The sequence below is a fragment of the Sphingobacterium sp. LZ7M1 genome, from assembly GCF_024296865.1.
In the GTDB taxonomy this organism is placed as follows: Bacteria; Bacteroidota; Bacteroidia; order Sphingobacteriales; family Sphingobacteriaceae; genus Sphingobacterium.
Genome location: NZ_CP101134.1, coordinates 833,803 through 854,461 on the forward strand (window position 1 = coordinate 833,803; position 20,659 = coordinate 854,461).

At 38.8% G+C, this 20,659-nt stretch carries 18 protein-coding genes and 1 tRNA gene; 13 read left to right on the forward strand and 6 right to left on the reverse strand.

Annotated features, from left to right (window positions below; translation table 11 throughout):
- Positions 1 to 7: 7 nt before the first annotated feature.
- A complete protein-coding gene (locus NMK93_RS03555; RefSeq protein WP_254526328.1) occupies positions 8 to 709 on the reverse strand; it encodes a YjjG family noncanonical pyrimidine nucleotidase in 702 nt (233 codons plus the stop codon).
- 120 nt (positions 710 to 829) lie between these two features.
- Here NMK93_RS03555 and NMK93_RS03560 point away from each other — a divergent pair, with 120 nt between their 5' ends.
- From NMK93_RS03560 to NMK93_RS03585, 6 genes are all read left to right on the forward strand, one after another.
- Positions 830 to 1,705, forward strand: coding sequence for a sensor histidine kinase KdpD (locus NMK93_RS03560; RefSeq protein WP_185210870.1), 876 nt, complete (start codon positions 830 to 832; stop codon positions 1,703 to 1,705).
- Positions 1,695 to 2,402 (forward strand): response regulator transcription factor, encoded by a 708-nt coding sequence (locus NMK93_RS03565; RefSeq protein WP_185210868.1) that lies wholly within the window; start codon positions 1,695 to 1,697, stop codon positions 2,400 to 2,402. Before NMK93_RS03560 ends, NMK93_RS03565 begins: the two co-directional genes overlap by 11 nt.
- An 8-nt stretch (positions 2,403 to 2,410) precedes the next feature.
- Positions 2,411 to 2,926, forward strand: a complete 516-nt coding sequence (locus NMK93_RS03570) for a hypothetical protein (protein WP_185210867.1) — start codon at positions 2,411 to 2,413, stop codon at positions 2,924 to 2,926.
- A gap of 11 nt (positions 2,927 to 2,937) precedes the next feature.
- Positions 2,938 to 3,963: a uroporphyrinogen decarboxylase gene (gene hemE, locus NMK93_RS03575; RefSeq protein WP_254526927.1), complete on the forward strand. Its 1,026-nt coding sequence runs from the start codon at positions 2,938 to 2,940 to the stop codon at positions 3,961 to 3,963.
- 129 nt (positions 3,964 to 4,092) lie between these two features.
- Positions 4,093 to 4,644, forward strand: a complete 552-nt coding sequence (hemJ, locus tag NMK93_RS03580) for a protoporphyrinogen oxidase HemJ (protein ID WP_254526327.1) — start codon at positions 4,093 to 4,095, stop codon at positions 4,642 to 4,644.
- Positions 4,645 to 4,654: 10 nt separating this feature from the next.
- On the forward strand, positions 4,655 to 5,161 hold the full coding sequence (locus NMK93_RS03585; RefSeq protein WP_254526326.1) for a hypothetical protein: 507 nt from the start codon (positions 4,655 to 4,657) through the stop codon (positions 5,159 to 5,161).
- Between the two features lie 12 nt (positions 5,162 to 5,173).
- Here the strand turns inward: NMK93_RS03585 and NMK93_RS03590 are convergent, their stop codons facing one another.
- The 3 genes from NMK93_RS03590 to NMK93_RS03600 all read right to left on the reverse strand — a co-directional run bounded on the left by NMK93_RS03590 (position 5,174) and on the right by NMK93_RS03600 (position 9,019).
- Positions 5,174 to 6,607 (reverse strand): NAD-dependent succinate-semialdehyde dehydrogenase, encoded by a 1,434-nt coding sequence (locus NMK93_RS03590; protein WP_254526325.1) that lies wholly within the window; start codon positions 6,605 to 6,607, stop codon positions 5,174 to 5,176.
- Positions 6,608 to 6,712: 105 nt separating this feature from the next.
- Positions 6,713 to 7,924 carry a bifunctional 3,4-dihydroxy-2-butanone-4-phosphate synthase/GTP cyclohydrolase II gene (locus tag NMK93_RS03595; RefSeq protein WP_185210858.1) on the reverse strand — a complete coding sequence of 404 codons (1,212 nt, stop codon included), beginning with the start codon at positions 7,922 to 7,924 and terminating at the stop codon, positions 6,713 to 6,715.
- Between the two features lie 96 nt (positions 7,925 to 8,020).
- Complete coding sequence (locus tag NMK93_RS03600; RefSeq protein WP_254526324.1) at positions 8,021 to 9,019, reverse strand: helix-turn-helix domain-containing protein; 999 nt, start codon at positions 9,017 to 9,019, stop codon at positions 8,021 to 8,023.
- A 265-nt stretch (positions 9,020 to 9,284) separates the two neighbouring features.
- Between NMK93_RS03600 and NMK93_RS03605 the strand changes: the two genes are divergently transcribed.
- Together NMK93_RS03605 and NMK93_RS03610 are read left to right on the forward strand one after the other, a co-directional pair.
- On the forward strand, positions 9,285 to 11,699 hold the full coding sequence (locus NMK93_RS03605) for an outer membrane beta-barrel protein (protein ID WP_254526323.1): 2,415 nt from the start codon (positions 9,285 to 9,287) through the stop codon (positions 11,697 to 11,699).
- Positions 11,700 to 12,062: 363 nt separating this feature from the next.
- Positions 12,063 to 13,361 carry a serine hydrolase gene (locus NMK93_RS03610; protein WP_254526322.1) on the forward strand — a complete coding sequence of 433 codons (1,299 nt, stop codon included), beginning with the start codon at positions 12,063 to 12,065 and terminating at the stop codon, positions 13,359 to 13,361.
- 11 nt (positions 13,362 to 13,372) lie between these two features.
- On the opposite strand, the gene NMK93_RS03615 is transcribed toward NMK93_RS03610, so the two are convergent.
- Positions 13,373 to 13,756 (reverse strand): diacylglycerol kinase, encoded by a 384-nt coding sequence (locus tag NMK93_RS03615; RefSeq protein WP_254526321.1) that lies wholly within the window; start codon positions 13,754 to 13,756, stop codon positions 13,373 to 13,375.
- Between the two features lie 242 nt (positions 13,757 to 13,998).
- On the opposite strand from NMK93_RS03615, the gene NMK93_RS03620 reads away from it, so the two are divergent.
- From NMK93_RS03620 to NMK93_RS03630, 3 genes are all read left to right on the forward strand, one after another.
- Positions 13,999 to 16,167 carry a TonB-dependent siderophore receptor gene (locus NMK93_RS03620; RefSeq protein WP_254526320.1) on the forward strand — a complete coding sequence of 723 codons (2,169 nt, stop codon included), beginning with the start codon at positions 13,999 to 14,001 and terminating at the stop codon, positions 16,165 to 16,167.
- 50 nt (positions 16,168 to 16,217) lie between these two features.
- Positions 16,218 to 17,207: an ABC transporter substrate-binding protein gene (locus NMK93_RS03625; protein WP_254526319.1), complete on the forward strand. Its 990-nt coding sequence runs from the start codon at positions 16,218 to 16,220 to the stop codon at positions 17,205 to 17,207.
- 161 nt (positions 17,208 to 17,368) lie between these two features.
- Positions 17,369 to 17,773, forward strand: a complete 405-nt coding sequence (locus NMK93_RS03630; protein WP_254526318.1) for a hypothetical protein — start codon at positions 17,369 to 17,371, stop codon at positions 17,771 to 17,773.
- Between the two features lie 224 nt (positions 17,774 to 17,997).
- Here NMK93_RS03630 and NMK93_RS03635 read toward each other — a convergent pair.
- Positions 17,998 to 18,071, reverse strand: a tRNA-Met gene (locus NMK93_RS03635).
- Positions 18,072 to 18,397: 326 nt separating this feature from the next.
- On the opposite strand from NMK93_RS03635, the gene NMK93_RS03640 reads away from it, so the two are divergent.
- Together NMK93_RS03640 and NMK93_RS03645 are read left to right on the forward strand one after the other, a co-directional pair.
- A complete protein-coding gene (locus tag NMK93_RS03640; RefSeq protein ID WP_093098723.1) occupies positions 18,398 to 18,775 on the forward strand; it encodes an START-like domain-containing protein in 378 nt (125 codons plus the stop codon).
- 206 nt (positions 18,776 to 18,981) lie between these two features.
- Positions 18,982 to 20,445, forward strand: coding sequence for an LptF/LptG family permease (locus tag NMK93_RS03645; protein WP_254526317.1), 1,464 nt, complete (start codon positions 18,982 to 18,984; stop codon positions 20,443 to 20,445).
- The last annotated feature ends 214 nt before the right edge of the window (positions 20,446 to 20,659 follow it).

Sequence of the window (20,659 nt, forward strand, 5' to 3'; positions counted from 1 at the left end):
ATCAGGATTAAAATAGCTGTTGTAACTCTTTTAAATCCTTGATCATGTGATTGACATCTTCAGGTTTCTCAACCTCGAGTGGATTGAAGAAAATGGCTTCCAAGCCTGCATTCTGTGCTCCACGAACATCAGCATCTAAGTTATCCCCAATCATGACCGCTTCGGTTTTATTCGCGCCACCATTATTTAAGGCATGTTCAAAGATTCGGATATCGGGTTTATTGATACCGATGATCTCTGAAATGACAATGGTTTCGAAGTAGGGAGCAAGATTGCTATACTGTAATTTTTTCTCACAGGCCTCTTTAAAGCCATTTGAAATCAAGTGCAGGGTATATCTGTCCTTTAAGTAAGCCAAGGTCTCATGTGCATTAGGAAACAGATTGGTCTTGGTGGGACAGATTTCTAGGTATTCTTCTTCAAAAGCCAATGGGAACAATTCTGGATTGACCCCTAATTGGGTGAAAGTATCGGCAAACCTCAATTTTCTCAAGGTTGGTTTATCTATCTTACCATGGTGATACAGGTTCCATAGACGATGATTGTTTTCAGTATAGGTGGCAATGAACCTTTCCGAAGTGGGTAAATTGAAGATATCGTTGAAGGAATATCTGAAATAAAGTTCATGCAGGGTTTCTTCGGCATTTCTATCAAAATCCCAAATGGTATGGTCTAAATCGAAAAATAAGTGTTTTTTATCGTTGAACATGTGCAAATATAAGGTCAATAGCTGGCTGAATCAACCAGGAATCTAAGTTTACTGTCATAAAGTATGGCTTGCTTCCTAATGAAGCCGTATTTGAGTACATTTGCGCAGGAAACATCAAGTATGAGAAAAGCTTTATTTCTATTTTATTTTCTTGTCTTTTATGCGATTACCCAATTATTGTGGTGGGGATTTATCTTAGTAAAGTTTGAACCCGACCGCAAGGGAATGATCATAGGAGAAGGTCTGATTTTCTTGTTGATCTTTATATGGGGAGCTTTGAAGCTGAAGAAACATGTAAAAAGAGAACATGAGATCAGCCAGCAACAGCAGAACTTCCTATTGGCCATCACTCATGAGCTTAAATCCCCCTTAGCATCTGTAAAACTCTATATTCAAACGATATTGAAACGTGATCTGGATAGAGAGCAGCAGAAGGTCTTTTTAGGGAATTCCCTAAAGGATATCGAACGCTTGGATGATCTGGTTGAAAACATCCTGTTGACGACTAAATTAGAGAATAGAGCCTATCAACTGCCGAAAGAGGCTTTTAATGTCACTGAATTGGTGGAGCAGATCGTGGATAGATTGCAGAAGAATGCCTGTAAATCCCAAGTCATCAAGCCTGATTTGGACGGAGATATTGAGTTGAAGGCAGATAAATTTGCGATTAGCAATGTGATTACAAACTTGATTGAAAACGCTGTAAAATATTCACCTCCTTGTGCAACTGTTTATGTCAAGTTGAAGAAACAGGGCAATAACCTGTTATTTTCGGTTACAGATCATGGCGAAGGAATACCTGATGATGAAAAAAAACTTATATTTAATAAGTTTTATAGAGTAGGTAGTGAAGCGACCCGAAAAACCAAAGGCACTGGTTTAGGGTTATATATTGTTAAGACAGTATTACAAAAACACAATGCAACCATTAGGGTAAAGGATAATACCCCTACTGGGAGTATCTTTGAAGTAATTTTTGAAAATTATGCAAACTAAACAACGTATACTATTAGTTGAAGATGAGGAACATCTGTTAGAAGCGATCAAGTTGAATCTAGAGCTTGAAGGCTACCGTGTGACGACGGCAACAGATGGTAAAAAAGCATTAAAAATATTTAAGGAAGAACGTTTTAACCTGATTATCCTGGATGTAATGATTCCGGAAATCGATGGCTTCCAAGTTGCAGAAACCATAAGGCTTCAGAATTCGGAAGTTCCTATTATGTTCTTGACGGCCAAAAACAGTTCAGAAGACCGTATTACAGGCCTTAAAAAGGGAGCTGACGATTATTTAGTGAAACCATTTAACTTGGAAGAGCTGATTTTGCGCGTGAGCAACCTGATCCGCCGTGGTATGAAAGGAGATGACCTAAAAGAGTTGAATTCATACAGTATTGGTGACAAGACCATCTATTTCAATTCCTTTGAGCTACATCATGCTGATGGTAGCATTACTTCTTTGACAAAGAAAGAAACGATGTTGCTTAAATTATTGATAGAGCGCAGAAATGAGGCAGTTTCCCGTGAGCAGATCTTGGAGACAGTTTGGAATTATGATGTGTACCCATCAACACGTACGATCGATAATTTTATCTTGACCTTTAGGAAGTATTTTGAACCTGATCAAAAGCATCCGATTTATTTCCATTCCATCCGTGGAGTCGGTTATAAGTTTACAGACAACTCGAACTAAACGAATAGATGACTAATCAAGCTCGAAAAATAGTAATCGCAATTGCGATTGCTTTTCTATTGTATGCCATTTATGCCAAGCATTATAATATTGCGGTCTATATCTTTGGAGGTATTACCTATTTGGTATGGAGCTACCTGAAAGAGGGCACCGTTTACTTGGCGACCCAAGCTTTTCATAAGCAAGATTACGAGAAAACAAAGAGATTGCTGGCTGAGATCAAGAATCCGGATAAACTACGTAAAGGAAGGAGAAACTTTTATGAGTTTATGATGGGCAATATAGCCTTGAAGGAGGATAGGATCGAGGAGGCCGAATATCATTTTCAGCTAGCCTCAAGGTTGCCTTGGCGTAAGGACAATGAAAAGGGAATGGTCCTGATCAATCTAGCGAACATCAACTTGAGGAAGCATGATTATGAAAGAGTGCAGGCCTATTTGGATGTGGCGAGTAAATTGAGGCTGACGGCCAGACAACAGTCAATTATTGAGAAAATACAAAACGAAGTAAATAAGAATAAGTAGTGGACAAAAATTTGAAAAACGATCTATTGATTCGCGCTGCGTTGTCGCAGCCTACGGAACGACCTCCAGTATGGATGATGCGTCAAGCAGGAAGGTTTATGAAAGAATATTGGGAAATCAAGAACAAGTATTCTTTCTTGGAAATGTGCAAAACCCCTGAGATTGCCGCAGATGTTACCATGCTGCCAATAGACCTATTAGGTGTTGATGCAGCTATTTTATTTTCGGATATCTTGGTTACGGCCGAGGCAATGGGGGGAGACCTATCCTTTGAACAAGGTGTAGGCCCGAGATTCTCCAATCCGATTAGGACAGTGCAAGATACCGAGAATCTATCGGTAGATTGTTTGGATAAACTACAGTATGTTGCTGATGCCATCAAAGTAATCCAAGGCCGATTAGACGGTAAAGTGCCTTTGATCGGTTTTGCAGGAGCGCCATTTACCATTTTGAGCTATTTGGTTGAAGGTGGTTCTTCCAAGGATTTCAAATTGACTAAAACCTTGTTGAACAATCAACCTGAATTGGCACATTCCATTTTGCAGAAGATTGCCGATGTAACGATCAATTACATGAATATGCAAATCGATGCAGGTGTTAATGCGTTGCAGTTATTCGATAGCTGGGCATTGGCATTATCATGGAATGATTACCATGAGTTTTCGCATAAATACAATAAATACATTATTTCTAAATTGAACAGAAAAGACGTACCGGTTATTTCTTTCTGTAAGGGAAGTTCTGTATTTGCACCGATTATGGCAGAAGCACAACCAGATGTGGTTTCTGTAGATTGGAATGCTGATTTATTGAACATCAAAAAATCATTGCCTAACAATATGGCTGTTCAGGGTAACCTGGATCCATTTGTGCTTTATGCAGATAAGCCAGTGATCAAGAAAAAGATCTTAGATCTATTTGAACGTATGCGTGGAGAGGATGGATTCATCTTTAACCTTGGACACGGTATCATGCCTGATATTCCTTTTGACAACGTGAAATACGCTGTAGAAACCATTAAGGAATTCAGATACTAAGAAAATATCAAATTTAGATATGGGAGCTGTCACGATGTGGCAGCTCCTTTCTTTTTAGCTATTAATTCATTACCCTATCATGTCAATATTTGCTGATTTAATTTATATTTTTGAGGATTAATACAAATTATGGTCTATCTATACGCGAAAGCAATCCATATTATTTTTGTTATCTGCTGGATGGCTGGGCTTTTTTATATGCCGAGGTTGTTTGTCTATCATACGGAAGCCAAACAGAAATCTGAAATCGAATATCAAGTTCTGCATAAGCAATTTGTTATTATGGAGAATAGGCTGTGGTGGGTGATCACAACGCCTTCAATGTATTTAGTCATTATTTCTGCCTTGGTCATGCTCTATATCAATCCAGTGCTGTTGTCTACAGGATGGATGCAGATCAAGTTGGGTTTTGTTGCGGCCTTGATAGCCTATCACTTTATCTCCCAAAAGATCATGTACAGGTTAAGGGATGAAAAGTCCAATTGGACCTCAACGCATCTACGGATGTGGAATGAGGTTTCTACGATTATCTTGTTTGCTATTGTCTTCCTGGTGATCCTTAAATCTGCAATAGGATGGGTATTTGGTGTTCTGGGAATCTTTGGGTTGGGAATTTTACTGATGATACTTGTTAAGCTTTATAAGAAATACCGAAAGAGTAAAGGGGAGCAGGTTGACTAATTTATATGCTATGAAGAAATTACTTTGGATATTATGTGCTTTTATTTTTCCTATTTCCCTACATGCGCAGGAGCATGATTGGGCCTTTGGGATTTACAGTGATCTAAAATTAGACGATGCAGCTTATAATGCCAGTTTCGGGGTTCAGGGTAAGTATGATTTTACGAATCGATCTGCGGTCCAAGCCCAGATTCATGGAAGAGGAGATCTACTGGCTGTTGGTGCCGACTATCTTGTGAGTATTTTTAATAAGGAGAAATCCAATTTCAATATCTTCTTGGGTGCAGGTTTGGGACAAGAGTTCTTTACCTATGAAAATGCAGTTGGCGCTGAAGGGGATGAGCCCATGCCTAGAAAGGAAAACTTTACCAAAGCTAATGGGCAAGTAGGGATCAGTTATTATTTCCCAAGTGTAGATTTATCTCTTTATACAGGATATAAAGTGAAATATCAATTTAAAGATGAAGTTACTGAGCCCAATTATGTGATGTTGGGACTGAGATATCATATTTGGTAATTGTTTTGGAGGTTAATTGCCTCCAAAACAGATATATTTTACCTCGATATACTCATCGAGACCATATTTTGACCCTTCTCTACCTAAACCGGATTGTTTAACGCCTCCAAAAGGTGCTGAAGCATTCGAAATCAATCCTGTATTTACTCCTACCATGCCGGCTTCCAATTGCTCCGCAACGCGGAAACATTGATGTACATCTTGGCTAAAGAAATAGGATGCTAGGCCAAATGGAGTGTCGTTGGCCAATTTGATTGCCTCTTCTTCAGTCTTGAATTTGAATAAAGCACATATAGGGCCGAAGGTCTCTTCCGTTGCAATGATACTATGGGCAGGCATATTGGAAAGGACCGTTGGTTCATAGAATAAACCTTTCATTGCTTTTCCACCGGTCTCAATTTTTGCTCCTTTGTCAATAGCATCTTGCACATGTTCTTCAACTTTTTTAAGTCCTTCTTTATTGATTAATGGACCGACCTGAGATGTTTTCTTTAAGCCATCCCCAACTTCCAATGCTTTTACTGCTTTGCTTAGTTTTTTGGTGAATTCATCGTAAATATCCTCCTGAACATAGAATCTATTGATGGAAACACAGGTTTGTCCTGTATTCCTAAACTTACCTGCCACTGCACCTTCAACAGCTTTGTCAATATCTGCATTGTTGAATACCAGGAATGGGGCATTTCCACCAAGTTCAAGGGAGATCCTTTTGATCGTTGAAGCTGCCTGTTCCATAAGGGTCCGACCAACCGAGGTAGATCCTGTAAAGGAAATCTTCCTGATTTTCTCATTAGTGGCTAATTCTTTTCCTATTCCTTTGCTGTCTTTGGAGGTAATGACATTCAATACTCCCTTCGGAACTCCGGCTTCATCGGCTAATTTTGCCAATGCAATAGCGGAGAAGGGTGTTTGGGAGGCGGGTTTCAGTACGACGGTACAACCGGCTGCCAAGGCAGGGCCAACTTTACGTGTGATCATCGCCAAAGGGAAGTTCCAAGGGGTAATCGCCGCAACGACACCAACACCTTGTTTGATGGTTTGCATCCTAGCGTTTCCAGCAAGTGAGGGGATGGTTTCCCCATAAGCACGTTTTCCTTCTTCCGCAAACCAGTCAATAAATGAATTGGCATAATCGACCTCGGTTAAGGATTCCTTAATAGGTTTGCCACTCTCTAGGGTCATGATCTCTGCGAGTTCCTGTTTATGCTCATTGATCAGGTTGTAAAGATTCCTTAAGATTTTAGATCTTTCGCCTACAGGTGTATGCTTCCAAGGGTCCCAAGCTTTGTAGGCGGTGTCAATAAATTTCTGACAGTCTTTTACCGTTAAGTTTGGTAAAGATCCTACAGGTTTTAAAGTAGAGGGATTGATGACTTCAAATGTGTCTTTGGAACTGATAAAAGATCCATTCAAATATGCTTTTTCTATTAATAGCGAATTCTTCATAGTCAATTTTTTATTCGAACAAATGGGAATGGTAAATGTTTAAGCCAAGAATAAAGACCTTAGATAAAAACAAAATGGAGGTTTTTAGGCCTCCATTGTTATTTTTTAAAGATTACTTAGGGTGTGACCCATTTTGTCTCTTTTTGTTTTCAAATATGCTTCGTTGTATTTGTTGGGAATGATTTCGATTGGTACATTATCGACCACTTCAAGACCATAACCGATCAATCCTGCACGTTTAGTTGGATTGTTGGACATTAGGCGCATTTTGGTGACACCCATGTATCTCAAGATCTGAGCTCCAACACCATAATCACGTAAATCTGGTTTGAAACCTAATTCTAGGTTTGCATCAACGGTGTCAACGCCAGTTTCTTGAAGTTTATAGGCATGTAATTTATTGACAAGGCCGATTCCTCTACCTTCTTGGTTCATATAAACGATAATACCTTTTCCTTCTTTCTGGATCATCTCCATAGCTTTATGGAGCTGAGGACCACAATCGCAACGGCATGAGCCGAAGATATCGCCGGTGACGCATGAGCTGTGCACACGTACCAAGATAGGTTCATCTTCTTTCCATTCACCTTTGTATAGGGCCAAATGCTGTTCGCCTGTATTCTTTTGGGTAAATGCTTTCATTTTGAAATCACCCCATTCTGTTGGCATTTCAACACTTACTTCCTCTTGGATCAGCGTATCATGCTTCAAGCGATATTCAATAAGGTCTTCAATAGAGATGATCTTAAGGTCGAATTTCTCTGCAACCTTTATTAAATCTGGAAGGCGAGCCATTTCACCATCATCCTTCAAGATCTCGACTAGCACACCTGCTGGTTCAAAACCCGCAAGACGAGCTAAATCTACTGAAGCTTCTGTATGACCGGTCCTGCGCAATACCCCACCATCTTTTGCGATCAATGGGAAAATGTGACCAGGACGACCTAATTCCTCAGGCTTTATATTGGGATCAATTAATGCTTTGATTGTTTTTGAACGGTCAGAAGCTGAAATACCAGTGGTACAGCCATACCCTTGAAGGTCTACAGATACAGTGAAGTTGGTTTCATATACAGCTGTATTGTTGTTGACCATTAAACCTAAGTTTAATTCCTTACAACGTTCTTCGGTCAATGGAGCACATACCAAGCCTCTACCATGTGTGGCCATAAAATTAATGACCTCTGGAGTGGCATTTCTAGCTGCGGTTACAAAGTCTCCTTCATTCTCACGGTCTTCATCGTCTACAACAATGATAACCTTTCCAGCTTTAATGTCTTCGATTGCTTCTTCAATCGTATTTAATTGAATTTTCATTTGTTTTAAATATTAATGCAAAGGTAGGGGTATTTAGCCATTATTTTATAAGTAAGTTGTCATAAAAACGCTATTGGGTAAGCAAACCAACTGAATCTAATCGACCTCAACGGGCATATGCTTGTTTCTGTACTCGCTTGGCCGAATCTGATAATGGTCAAAGTACACTTTAGAGAAGTGATGTGCATATTTAAAACCAGTTAAATATGCGATTTCCTTGATCTCTAATTCTGGGTTTCTTAAGAGTTCCTGTGCTTTTTTCATCTTTTGCCTCCGGATGTACACAAAGACGGTGTCGCCAAAGAGTTCTTTAAAGCAGTTTTTAAGTTTAAATTCATTGATTCCAAATTGCCTACATAAAGTCTTGATACGTAGGTCCTGATGATAGTTTTGGTCTAAAAACTCCTTCAATGACATCATGTTATCGATATCAGATTGATTCCATTTAACTTGGTTGATCTGGTTGTTTGCTCCAGCAAAGACCGTTATCATTAATTCTATGGCTTTGATTCGAATGAATTGTTTTGCGAAGTCGGATTGGTATTGGTGATGAAGCAAATCCTGGATCAGCTGTTGTTGTTGGGCAGTTATCAGTGTCGCTTTTCTACAGAAAGTGTAATTTTTTAAAAGGAAATGCGCTTTTAACTGTTGCTCTGAATAGCCTTGGGTCCCTAACAACTGGAATAGAAATTCCTGATCCATATAGATGTCCAATACCTTTCGAGAGCTATTGTAAGCAATGTGTCCTTGGGGATTGGGAATATTTATGAATTGATAGTGGTTGCTTGGAATTATGATGCAATAATGGTTTTTACTTTCGAAATGGCAATTTCCTTCAATTTCAAATTGGACTTTTATCAGATGCGAATCATGCTGGATGCTTAATTTAAAAGGCTTAAAAAGATTCCATTCTTGATATTTGATGGATATGGACTCATCATTAAACTCTAACAACCTTCCTTCCATGTATTCATTGGACAGAAACCTGCTCGAAAAACCATTGTCTATTTGTAAGTTTTCAGCATTTGTCAATTGATCATTCAGTTGCTCCCTAGCATAGAATTCCTTAAATGTAATTGACGGTAATTTATCCATTATTTGTTGTTGAATATCCCTTTTTTGTTATCAAGGGGTATTCAAAAGTAATACTTTTGCAGCATTATTTATAATTATTCTAAATAGGTTTCTTGGACAGTTTGGGGAACTGTCTGTCTTCAACGCAGTAAGAAATAAGGATTCTAGTTCAGTAGGCTGTTTCCGGGTCAGGATGAAAAGAAAGATAAAATGTTGGAAACCGTCCGATAAAACGCAGACTACTTATGAAAACAACAAATAAAACAGTGAATTTTAATTATTTATTATGCTATTACAAATCAAACTATGCACCATTCTATTGTTGTTTTCCCTTACAGTTCAAGCTCAGTCCGTTATTAAAGGATTGGTGCACAATGAAAATAATGAACCTCTAGGTCAAGTGACCGTATTGCTTAAATCGACTTCCAATAACACCAAACAAGTGATTTCAACTGACCAGAAAGGCTATTTTACTCTCGAACTGGAATATGGAAACTATGATCTACAAATATCATATCTTGGTTATTCTAATTATATTAAAAAAGATCTTCACTTAGCTTCCAAACATGTTGATCTGGGAAGCATAAACCTATTTCCTTCCTCTCAATCCTTAGAAGAAATAGAAATTAAGGGTGAAAGAAAGTTAATTGAAAGACTCTCTGACCGAATGGTAATCAATATTGAAAACAGTATCCTTTCCGACGGTATGACAGCTCTAGAAATCCTTCAACGAGCTCCGGCTGTTAAAGTGGATGACGATGGTAATATCAGCATGCGCGGAAAGTCTGATGTCGCCGTAATGATCAATGGTAAATTGTCCTATTTATCCCCTCGGGATCTTGCAACTTTGCTAAAAGGGACATCCTCATCATCCATCAAAAGTGTCGAATTGATTACGAATCCCTCCGCTAAATACGATGCCCAGGGAATGGGTGGTATGATCAATATTGTTATGAAGAATGATAAAAAGGCAGGCTTCAATCTGTCGGTCAATAGTTATGGGGGAGCTGGAAGGAAAGAAAGATATGGCGCCGGTTTTAACCTGAATAGTCAAAAGAACAAGTGGAACTTTATCTTAGGTTTTGACAAAGGCTTTAGAGGTGAAGAAGAATATCGAACCTTTAGCCGCTTCTTTGAAAAGAATCCAACAGAATCCCTAAGCAGAAAGTCCATTCAATATTCCCATACCAACGAACCCCTACAGACTAATAATGCAAAGGCGGGTATTGATTTTCAGGCTACTGAAAAACTCAGTTTGGGTATTGGCTGGTCAGGAAGCTTTGGAACCTATAAGAACTTTAACCAAGGTTACAACAATATCCTTTTCAGTAATGAAGAGCTTATTTCCAATTCATTGACCGATAACAGCAATATCAGTAAATGGAATACCCATACCTTAATGGCCAATTTGCAGCAGAAAATAGGTTCGAAGGAGAATTTACTGTCTGCAGACTTTGAATACCTAAATGCCGATTATAAAGCGGATCAAAAATTGACCTCTGATTTTCAAAAGACCATCCATCAGCCCGCCTTTCTTTCCAAAAGAAAGAACCAAACCCCCTCAATTACCAAATTATATGTAGGCAAGCTTGACTATTTACAACATATCAATGAGCATCAGCGATTGGAACTAGGTTGGAAAAGCAGTTTTATGAATGCCGATAATAATGCGATCAATGATACCTTAAAGGCAGGTAACTGGGTGAATGATGGAAGCACCAGCAATCATTTTCTTTACGAGGAGCATATACATGCTGGATATGCTAATTATAATTTAGAATCGAACGACTGGAATTTCACGGCTGGCCTAAGGGTTGAAAAGACCTATTCATTAGGGAATCAACTGACCAGTAAACTTCAAAATGAACGAAATTATACCAACTGGTTTCCAAGTACCTCCATCAGTAAAAAAATTGGAGAAAAACATAATGTGCAGTTTTCATATAGTAAAAGAGTCAATAGACCTGACTATGGAGATCTGAATCCCTTTCGCTATTATATCGATGCATTTGTTTTCTACGAAGGAAACCCTCTTTTGCAACCCGAATTAGCCAATGTGTTTGAATTGAATTATAGCTTTGGAAAGAACCTGCATGCATCCTTCTATTATACCGATGTGAAGGATGTGATGACAAGTGTATTGACGCAAATCCCAGCTCAAAACGTGACTATTCGGTCCATTGCCAATATTGAAGGCTTCCGGAACAAGGGTGTGAATGTCAACCATTCCTATGTTCCCCTGAATTTTTGGACAACCATTAATAACGTCAATATTTTTGAAAACCACTATTTCGGTGAGTTTAACCAAGAAAAAATTGATAACCGTGAATGGTCCTATACAATCCAATCCAATAATATCTTTAAACTGCCAAAAAAATGGTCCTTAGAGTTAAATGGACAATACAATTCTCCACAAACAGATGGGGTATTACGTCAAAAAGGATTTGGTTTTATGTCTGCAGGAATAATGAAAAATATAGGGAGTGATAAGGTCGCCCTAAAACTGGCGGTCAATGATATCTTCAAATCTATGACCTATCAAACCGAATCTTATGCCGGTGGAGTAAGGATGAAACAGAACTTTAACCTTGATAGTAGGACTTTCATTTTTTCAGCAACCATAAAACTTGGAAAGGACCTCAATGGAAGACATAGGAAAAAGGAAAGTGATGAACAGAATCGGGTAAGGGGAGGAAGTTAACCCAATCGATAATGAAAAATCCACCTTCCCCAAGGTGGATTTAAACCAAATTAAAAACTATATTGACTAACTAACTCTTTATTAAGAATGATTTGTTAAATGTGAGGAAATAGATTAAGCCATTTAAAATAGGTTTAGGTTAATTATTCCCCACATATCAAATCTTTTTACAAATTCTTACATGTTTTTGAATAATCGAAAATAATATAATTAGCCTTAAGGAACTTTGCCTTAATTAACAAATATCTACACTATATTAACAGGTAGTTGACGAGATTCGATATTCTATCGCGTACTATTGATTCATTCCAAACAATTTTTTGGCTCCAGCTATTAATTCAGATACACTACCTTTGAAATATTATGAAAAAACTATTAATCTGTTTAATCAATTTATCAATCTGTACTACCTTGAGCGCACAAAACAATTTAACGGCAGAACAATCAAATCCCAAAGAAATGGGGTGGATGAAAGGCTTTCCACCTGCTAAAGACAGCACCCTGTCCCTGTTTGATGGCAGTTTTTTTCAATTTCCAGGCTTACGCTATAGTGTCTGTCATATGCGTGAATTTATGCCGACCAAAGTGGTTCAGGCAAATCAAAATGATAGATATAGCTTTGAAAGCAAAATAGACAGTGAATTGGATAAGGTGACTTTTATTCCATTGGGAGAAAAATCTCCAATAAACTTTAAAGAATCATTGGATAAGACTTATGCCGATGGCATTATCATTCTGCATAAAGGGAAAATTATTTATGAAAAATATTTTGCAGAGCTGGATCAGGAGGGTACCCATGCAGTAATGTCTGTAAGCAAAACTTTTACAGGTACTTTAGGGGCCAGCTTGGTTGCTGAGGGCATATTGGATGAAAATAAATTAGTCCAGGATTATGTCCCAGAACTCAAGAACTCGGCCTTCGGAGATGCTACTGTCAGACAGGTCTTGGATATGACCACTTCCCTGGATTATTCGGAGGATTATGCTGATCCGAATGCAGACATTTGGGTGTTTTCGGCAGCAGGAAATCCAGTTCCGGTTCCTAAAGATTACAAAGGGCCGACCAATTATTATGAGTTTCTTGAAACTGTAAAAAAAGCAGGGAAGCATGGCGAAGCTTTTGGTTATAAAACCATTAACACCGATGCAATGGGCTGGGTAATCAGTAGGGCAACTGGTAAAAGCATCCCTGAATTGCTTTCAGAAAAGATTTGGAAACCCATCGGAGCTCATCACGATGGATATTATCAAATTGACCGCTCTGGAATTGCGTTTGCAGGCGGTGGCTTTAATGCCAACCTGAGGGATTTGGCCATGTTTGGGGAGATGATCCGAAACAATGGTCAGTTCAATGGCAAACAGGTATTAAAGAAGGAGGTTATTGATGATATCCGTAAAGGAGGGAAGCAATCGGATTTTGCCAAAGCAGGCTACAGCAATTTAAAGGACTGGAGCTACCGCAATATGTGGTGGATATCCAACAATAAGCATGGTGCATTCTGCGCAAGGGGCGTGCATGGACAGACGATTTACATAGATCCAACCGCCGAAATGGTCTTGGTTAGATTGGCTTCCCACCCGGTGGCAAGCAACACCGCCAATGATCCATACTCTCTGCCCGCTTATGATGCCGTAGCAAACTATCTGTTGAACAAGAAATAACCAGAAGGCTCTCAGACAAGACTGAGAATTTTAGGTAAAAATATAATCAAAGCAACTACAACAGCGGTCACTGCGCTGATTAAAACAGCTCCAGATGCTAAATCTTTGATGATCTTAATATGAGGATGAATATCTGTGGTCAAATGGTCACAGATATTTTCTATTGAAGTATTTAAGGTCTCCGTAGTAAAAACAAAACCAATGCAAATCACGATTGCAACCCACTCCATACTACTTATTTCAAGTAACCAACCGGCAACCACGACCATGATTGCAGCAATGACATGGATCCTGGCATTATGTTCAAGCTTCAAAAGATGAACTAATCCAGCAAAGGAATATTCAAAACTCTTGATTCTTTTTTTAAGGCTGAATGGCTCTTTTTCTTTGGACATTTCTCTTTATGATAATTATTGCCGAACTGGATTTTCTCAAAGGTATCAATTCCTGTTTATTTGAAAAAGTTAGGGACAATTAATGAGAATTTGATGGAATAAAATATTTTGTCATAAAATATTAAGATTTCACCCAAAAATCGAGATATTTTAATTTCTAATTTCATTCTAATATCACACTTATACCCCTCTAATAGCATTTTATTTCCTTTGAGTATGAGAGAAAATCAAACTCATTTTCTATGCTAACTAACAAAAATCTCTTTTTAGGAATATGTTTTATTGTGCCGATTATTTTAAAGGCTCAAAATCAAGATCAGACAGCTCCCGATACCTTAAAGGTTTATCAGGTCGAGGAGGTAGAAGTCAATTCAAAATATTACAAACGCTATAATATCAAGGAGATGTCGGAGGGATTAAGGCTTCGAACTTCCTTGTTAAACACATCCCAAAATATTCAGATCTTAGATGGCGAGGTTTTCCGTGATCAAGCTGTAACCAATTTAAACGAAAGCCTGACCAGAAATGTCAGTGGTACCATGCGTGAAGAACTGCATAATGGTATATCTCCTGATATCTATTCCAGGGCTGGCTATATTTCAGCTCAAAGAAATGGAGTGGACCTTAGACCTTTGGGAAAAGGCCCAATTGGAGATGATGTTGCGGTAATCGATCGGGTAGAATTCCTGAAGGGTCCAGCCGGTTTTATGCATGCCATGAGCGATCCAGCAGGATCCTACAATGTAGTCACTAAAAAACCAACAGGCGAGACCCGGAGAAGTATCGATGTGCTGATGGGGAGTTTTAACCAAATGCGGGCAGCAATTGACTTGGATGGGAAGTTTGATGGAGCAGAAAAGCTTCAATATCGCTTGAACCTGATGGGCATGAAAGCCAATGGCTTTATGGAACATGATCGAAACAACAGGATTCTTTTTGCGCCATCCCTAAAGTACCAAATCAACGAAAAATCCTCCATAACGGCAGAATATATCTATCAGCAGTTGAACTATTTGTTGTTGAGTGAGGCTCAGATGTCTCCTTACGGATATGGTACCCTGCCTGTAGATTTTACCATAACCGACCCAAGCGTCCGTCCTTTTTCGGGCAGTGATCACAATATGTTCCTGACCTATCAGAATAGCTTTAAAAACAATTGGGAATTCACTGCAAAAGCCAGCTATATCAAGATGGGCTATGATGGGTCCATTTTTTGGGTAAATGGTGCAAATAAGCAAAATCCAGATATCCTTGATCGTAATCTGGTCTATGATTCCAATAAGTACAATGTCTTCTCTACCCAATTCTATCTGAACGGGAACTTCAATACCGGAAGTCTAAAACACAATTTCATTACAGGAGTCGATATCAATAATAAATCGTCCAACAGCCGGGATACCTGGGGAACTGCTACAGCGGTCTATCCACTTTCCATTTCCAATCCGGTCTATTCAACGACCATCATGAATAATGGCATAGGTGGTGACTTTGCCTCTGAGAATGATTTCTATTCTGAGGGTAATATTGTTGAAAGACGACTGTTCTATGCATCCGTGTATGCCATGGATGAATTGAGCATGCTAAACGATAAATTAAGGATTACCCTTGGATTGCGATTGACAGCATCAAAAGGAAACTCTACAGACTATGGTGCAAAAACAGAAACCGATGACTTGGTGTTGACTCCAAGACTAGGCATAAACTATGCCTTGACTAAAAATGCTTCCCTATATTTCTTGCATGACCGCACTTATTTACCACAATCGGGTATCTCGGTAGATGGGAATGCATTGGAACCTATCCGAGGTATCAATTATGAACTAGGTTTCAAACGCGATTGGTCCGAAGGAAGATGGAACACAACATTGGCCGTTTACCATATCGAACGTAATCAACTTGTTTCTGTCGATCCTACTTCTAACTTGATCTATCAAACAGGTGTGAGCCAATCCAAAGGTTTCGAATTTGATATGAAAGGGCAGCTTGCCAAAGGACTGAATGCCATTGTCAACTATGCTTATACGGATTCAGAAATTACGGAGGATGAATATAACCCAGAGCTTATTGGAAGAGCAACCCCCAATTTGGTGAAGCATATTCAGAATACTTGGCTGAACTATTATTTACCTATCCCAAAGCTTAGCGGCTTTTCTCTATCTGCCGGTTACCAGTTACTCATGGGAAGGACAGAAAGGTTCCCTAATGCCAGTTCGCAACCCCTGGAAGATAATTTCCGATTGGATGTAGGTGCTGGCTGGAATAACGAAAAATATAAAATAAACCTTATCGTAAATAATGTATTGAACCGGAAAATGTATTCTACAGCATGGAGAAATGGGGCAAATGATATGTACTATTGGGTACAGATGGCGCCAATCCATGCAAGACTTTCCCTACGTGTTAATTTATAATCAACAACATGATAAATTCAATTAAGATAATAACAAACCTATTAGGAATAATGCTGGTTTTCCTAATGGTATCTTGTAATACTTCACAAAACAACCAAAAAGAAGAAGCTAAATCAGCTATCATGGTAGAAGATGCCTTGGGGGCCAAAATTAATCTTGACAAACCTGTGAAACGAATCGTGTGTCTGGATGAACCAGGTTTGGATGCTTTATTTGTTTTGGGTGCTGAGAAGTCTTTGGTAGGTATTTTCAATGATGTCTACATGAGCCAAGAACTGTATCCTTATTATTCAAAGATGAGTGCAGAGATTGCAGAGAGAAAAATACCTGCACCGGGCTTGAACAACCAAGGAAATATTGAAAATATCATTGAGCTTTCACCGGATTTGGTCATTGCCGCTTCAACCCAAAAAGATTTGATCGAAACCCTTCGTAATGCAGGTGTACAAGTATACGCCTTGAATGCAATCTCTGAGGAGGAGGTCTATAAAACGGTTGAAGATATTGGCATTCTGACAGGTAATGAGGATAGGGCCAAAGAGATTGTTTCCTATACAAAATCGGAAGTGAACAGAATGCAGAATGAAGTTGCAGGATTAAATGAAAAGAGACGGGTATATTTTACGGGTGCTTACGGAAGGATCCTTTCTACTACCGGAATAAATGGGATGATGCATTCTTGCCTGACCATGGCAGGTGTTGAAAATGTCTGTCCATATGAAGTCGGATTCCCTACCATTAATCCTGAAACATTGATAGAATGGAACCCTGATATGATCGTCATGTGGAATGATAGCCCAAACCTTTTTTATGACCGTAAGGAGTTTGCAGGAATTACCGCAATTAAAAACAAACAGATCTTTAACCTCGATCCGATGTTCTTTTACAATCCACATACCCTAAAGGCTTTGTGTACAGCAGCACTGATCAATGAATGGGCTTACCAAGGTGATAGTGCCCAGACCGCGCAAAGGATTACTGAGGTCTTACAGAAACTATATGGAAACGAGAAGTCTGAAAGATTGGTGGAATTGCTTTAAAGATTGGGAAAAACAACATATAGTCCATTACGGCCTATATTCTACATATAGAAAAAAGCTCGATGTATATCGAGCTTTCTATTTTTACAAGGACTTGATTTTCCAAGTGTGCAAACCTTTTAAAATTTAAATCCTTTATATTCTTAAAGATTGATGATAAGATGAATATTGAAGATAAAATCCTTGAATCCGCCCTCAGGAATGAAAAACCCATCATTACGGATGAAATCGTGGCATATTATCGAAAAAATCCAGCAGAACTGGATTCCATGGTCAATCAATCCATCTTTCAAGCCAAATTCTTAAAATATTTCTTTGTTCTAGGCCTTGGCCTAACCATCGCCGTGAGACTCCTTCGCTATTTCTTTGATGATGATGCCTTTGGCGAATTTGTCGATAGAATTATTTTAGATGTCCTATCCGAGATAGGGATCGCGATTTTTGGAGGAGCTTTGACCGTATACTTATTGGAATTCTTGAGGAAGAAACACTTTCAAGAAAGTATCCTATTTAGAAAAGAGGTGAAAAGAAGAATCAAAGAATTGGAGAAGGAACAGAAAGATTAAGAATCAATACCCAAACCATTCTGGGTAAAAAATCCTCACCAACCTCAATTAAAAGATCGAAGAAGGTCTTCTTCGGCTAGCGGCAGAATTGCAAGCGGTTGAGTTAGTGGAAGATGTAAGATCTTTCCCTAAATCAAATATAGCAAAGCTCTATTTCCACCCTACGTTTAAATACTTTCTACTAAATACCAAAAAAGCTCATCGTAAGATGAGCTTTTTTCCAGTAGCGGGGAGCAGGATCGAACTGCCGACCTCAGGGTTATGAATCCTGCGCTCTAACCATCTGAGCTACCCCGCCGTTTTTCGGTATGCAAAGATAGCAATAAGGAATAATTATCAAAGAAAATTTTATACAATTTTAGACTTCAAATCCTCAATTTTCAGCATAATCGCTACAATCAATTTATATTCAAAAAGATAGCCTCAAGGGAAATTAACCTAAATTTCCGCAGTCATCTTGATCTGGAGCAATTCTGCACTGTTAATAATGCTGTTTTTGTGAATAAAAGATTTTTGTAGTTTTTTTTGAATAACGGATTTATTCATTATACTTACAAAAAGTAGCATGTAAAACATGCACATCGAGTACTAACAAAAATATTAAGATCTACTTATACATATCAAATGGCAGAAAAGATTAAATTAAACTTAGAATATGTATTAAATTCTTCACCTAGAATCCTCTTTCCTTACCTTCAGGAGCCAAATGAGCTTGCTCAATGGTTTGCAGATGATGTGAATTATCACGATGGTATTTATGAATTTATTTGGGACAATGAATCCCACCGCGCTAAGTTGATTGCAACTAAAGAAAACAAAAGCGTAAAGTTCAAATGGTTGGATGATGAACCGTATTTCTTCGAAATTGAAATCATTCAAGATGAATTGACCAATGATGTAGCATTGAGTGTTACAGATTATGTGAAAGAAGATAATTTGGACGATAGAAAACTAATTTGGAATAACTCTATCGGTTACCTGCAAAGGGTAATCGGAGCATAGAAATACTTAATAAACGGAGCCTCTAAATATTCTTTGGGGGCCTCTTTATATCCTGACCATACTTGTCTTTTGGAAAGGATTGCACACAACCACTTTTACGGCCACATTAACTTTTTTCTAACATTTTTGAGTTCACAAAAAGTGTATCTTTGCAACAAGACCATCTCTTTCCAAAGAGTTTTGTCAAATGGTCCTATTGAAATTACATGAAAAAAGTAAACTTACTCATATTACAAGCATTTATTAGGCCCTTTTTGGTGACTTTCTTTATTGTCATGTTTGTACTGTTGATGCTGTTTTTGTTCAAGTACATCGATGACCTTATCGGAAAGGGGTTTCAATGGTATGTAATTTTAGAGCTTTTGGCTTACCAATGTGCCGTACAGCTTTCTATGGCACTTCCACTTTCCATGCTTCTTTCGTCCATCATGACCTTTGGTAACTTAGGGGAGAGTTATGAACTCGTGGCCATTAAGGCTGCCGGTGTTTCTCTTCGTAAAGCCATGACCCCATTGTTTATTGTGGTAGGACTATTCAGTGCAGGATCTTTTTTCTTCTCAGATTATATCCTTCCGGTGGTAAACCTGAAAATGGGCTCCCTGTTATATGATGTCCGTAAGAAAAAAGCGGATTTCTTTATCAAACCTGGGGTTTTTAACAATACCATTCCGGGATATAGTATCCGTGCAAAGGGAAAAAGTGAAGATGGGACCACCTTGAAAGATCTGATGATCTATGAGCACCCTTCTGGAGGAACGGCGAGCAATGTGACATTTGCCAAAGAAGGCTTTATCCAAAATTCAGCTGATAATAATTACATGGTCCTTGAATTAAAGGATGGTGTGCGATATGAGGATGCGCGGGTTGAAAACGCCAAACGTTATGACCCTAGGCAACAATTTACACGATTCAGGTTCAAAGAAACAACCACTAAGTTTGACATGGGTAGTTTTCAGATGAATAGGACCGACCAGGATCTATTCAAATCCCACCATCAAATGTTGAACCTAAAGCAATTGCGGCTCTATTCTGATTCTAATCGAGTCTATATCGATAGTTTAGAGTTGGTCAATGCTGGCGAAGCCAAACGCTATGTCAATTATTATTCTCCATATTTTAGGGAAAACAGTCCTGGAAGGACTGCAGCGAAGGTTTCTTTGCCTGATCTAGATAAGAACGGGCAGTTGAGGATGGCCATTAACAATGGTCTGAGCCAAGCCAGGCAAATTAAGGATATGGCTGTCAATCGAGACGCTGAGTTTACCCCGTATGCTGAAAAGGATATCCGCTACGATATAGAATGGCACAGGAAATTCACCTTGGCCGTTTCTTGTCTCTTACTCTTTGGAATCGGAGCGCCATTAGGAGCGATTATCCGAAAGGGTGGTCTGGGACTTCCCGTCGTTATGGCCATTATATTTTTCCTGATCTACCATGTTATTGCGACCTTAGCAGAGAAAGCAGCGAAGGATGCAAGCCTGACGCCGATGTGGGGGATGTGGATGGCCATAATAGTATTGACGCCATTAGCCATCTTTTTGACCTATAAATCGACCTCAGACTCCGCCTTGTTCGATGCTGATCAGTATAAGATGAAAGCCCAGGCTATTTGGAATAAGATATCAGGGTTTTTCCAAAAAAAGAAAGAAACAAAAAGTACTACTTCTTAATAATAATTACGAGTAAATCAGAAGGAGTTGTCTACCCAGACAACTCCTTTTTCTTTTTATTTCCAAGCGGGTATATTCGATACGACTAATCAAAATTGGGGACTTTCCAGCGACCAATTGAAAAGATGTTCTTGGTCCATCCTCCCATCCTGTGCTCTGAACCCTTCCGAATGGCATCCAGGTTCAAACACCGTTACAATCAATCATCCTCGAT

Coding starts and splice junctions, on each gene's coding strand:
- NMK93_RS03555 (WP_254526328.1), bottom strand. CDS start 709: ATGTTCAACGATAAAAAACACTTATTTTTCGATTTAGACCATACCATT.
- NMK93_RS03560 (WP_185210870.1), top strand. CDS start 830: ATGAGAAAAGCTTTATTTCTATTTTATTTTCTTGTCTTTTATGCGATT.
- NMK93_RS03565 (WP_185210868.1), top strand. CDS start 1,695: ATGCAAACTAAACAACGTATACTATTAGTTGAAGATGAGGAACATCTG.
- NMK93_RS03570 (WP_185210867.1), top strand. CDS start 2,411: ATGACTAATCAAGCTCGAAAAATAGTAATCGCAATTGCGATTGCTTTT.
- hemJ (WP_254526327.1), top strand. CDS start 4,093: ATGGTCTATCTATACGCGAAAGCAATCCATATTATTTTTGTTATCTGC.
- NMK93_RS03585 (WP_254526326.1), top strand. CDS start 4,655: ATGAAGAAATTACTTTGGATATTATGTGCTTTTATTTTTCCTATTTCC.
- NMK93_RS03590 (WP_254526325.1), bottom strand. CDS start 6,607: ATGAAGAATTCGCTATTAATAGAAAAAGCATATTTGAATGGATCTTTT.
- NMK93_RS03595 (WP_185210858.1), bottom strand. CDS start 7,924: ATGAAAATTCAATTAAATACGATTGAAGAAGCAATCGAAGACATTAAA.
- NMK93_RS03600 (WP_254526324.1), bottom strand. CDS start 9,019: ATGGATAAATTACCGTCAATTACATTTAAGGAATTCTATGCTAGGGAG.
- NMK93_RS03605 (WP_254526323.1), top strand. CDS start 9,285: ATGCTATTACAAATCAAACTATGCACCATTCTATTGTTGTTTTCCCTT.
- NMK93_RS03610 (WP_254526322.1), top strand. CDS start 12,063: ATGAAAAAACTATTAATCTGTTTAATCAATTTATCAATCTGTACTACC.
- NMK93_RS03615 (WP_254526321.1), bottom strand. CDS start 13,756: ATGTCCAAAGAAAAAGAGCCATTCAGCCTTAAAAAAAGAATCAAGAGT.
- NMK93_RS03620 (WP_254526320.1), top strand. CDS start 13,999: ATGCTAACTAACAAAAATCTCTTTTTAGGAATATGTTTTATTGTGCCG.
- NMK93_RS03625 (WP_254526319.1), top strand. CDS start 16,218: ATGCTGGTTTTCCTAATGGTATCTTGTAATACTTCACAAAACAACCAA.
- NMK93_RS03630 (WP_254526318.1), top strand. CDS start 17,369: ATGAATATTGAAGATAAAATCCTTGAATCCGCCCTCAGGAATGAAAAA.
- NMK93_RS03640 (WP_093098723.1), top strand. CDS start 18,398: ATGGCAGAAAAGATTAAATTAAACTTAGAATATGTATTAAATTCTTCA.
- NMK93_RS03645 (WP_254526317.1), top strand. CDS start 18,982: ATGAAAAAAGTAAACTTACTCATATTACAAGCATTTATTAGGCCCTTT.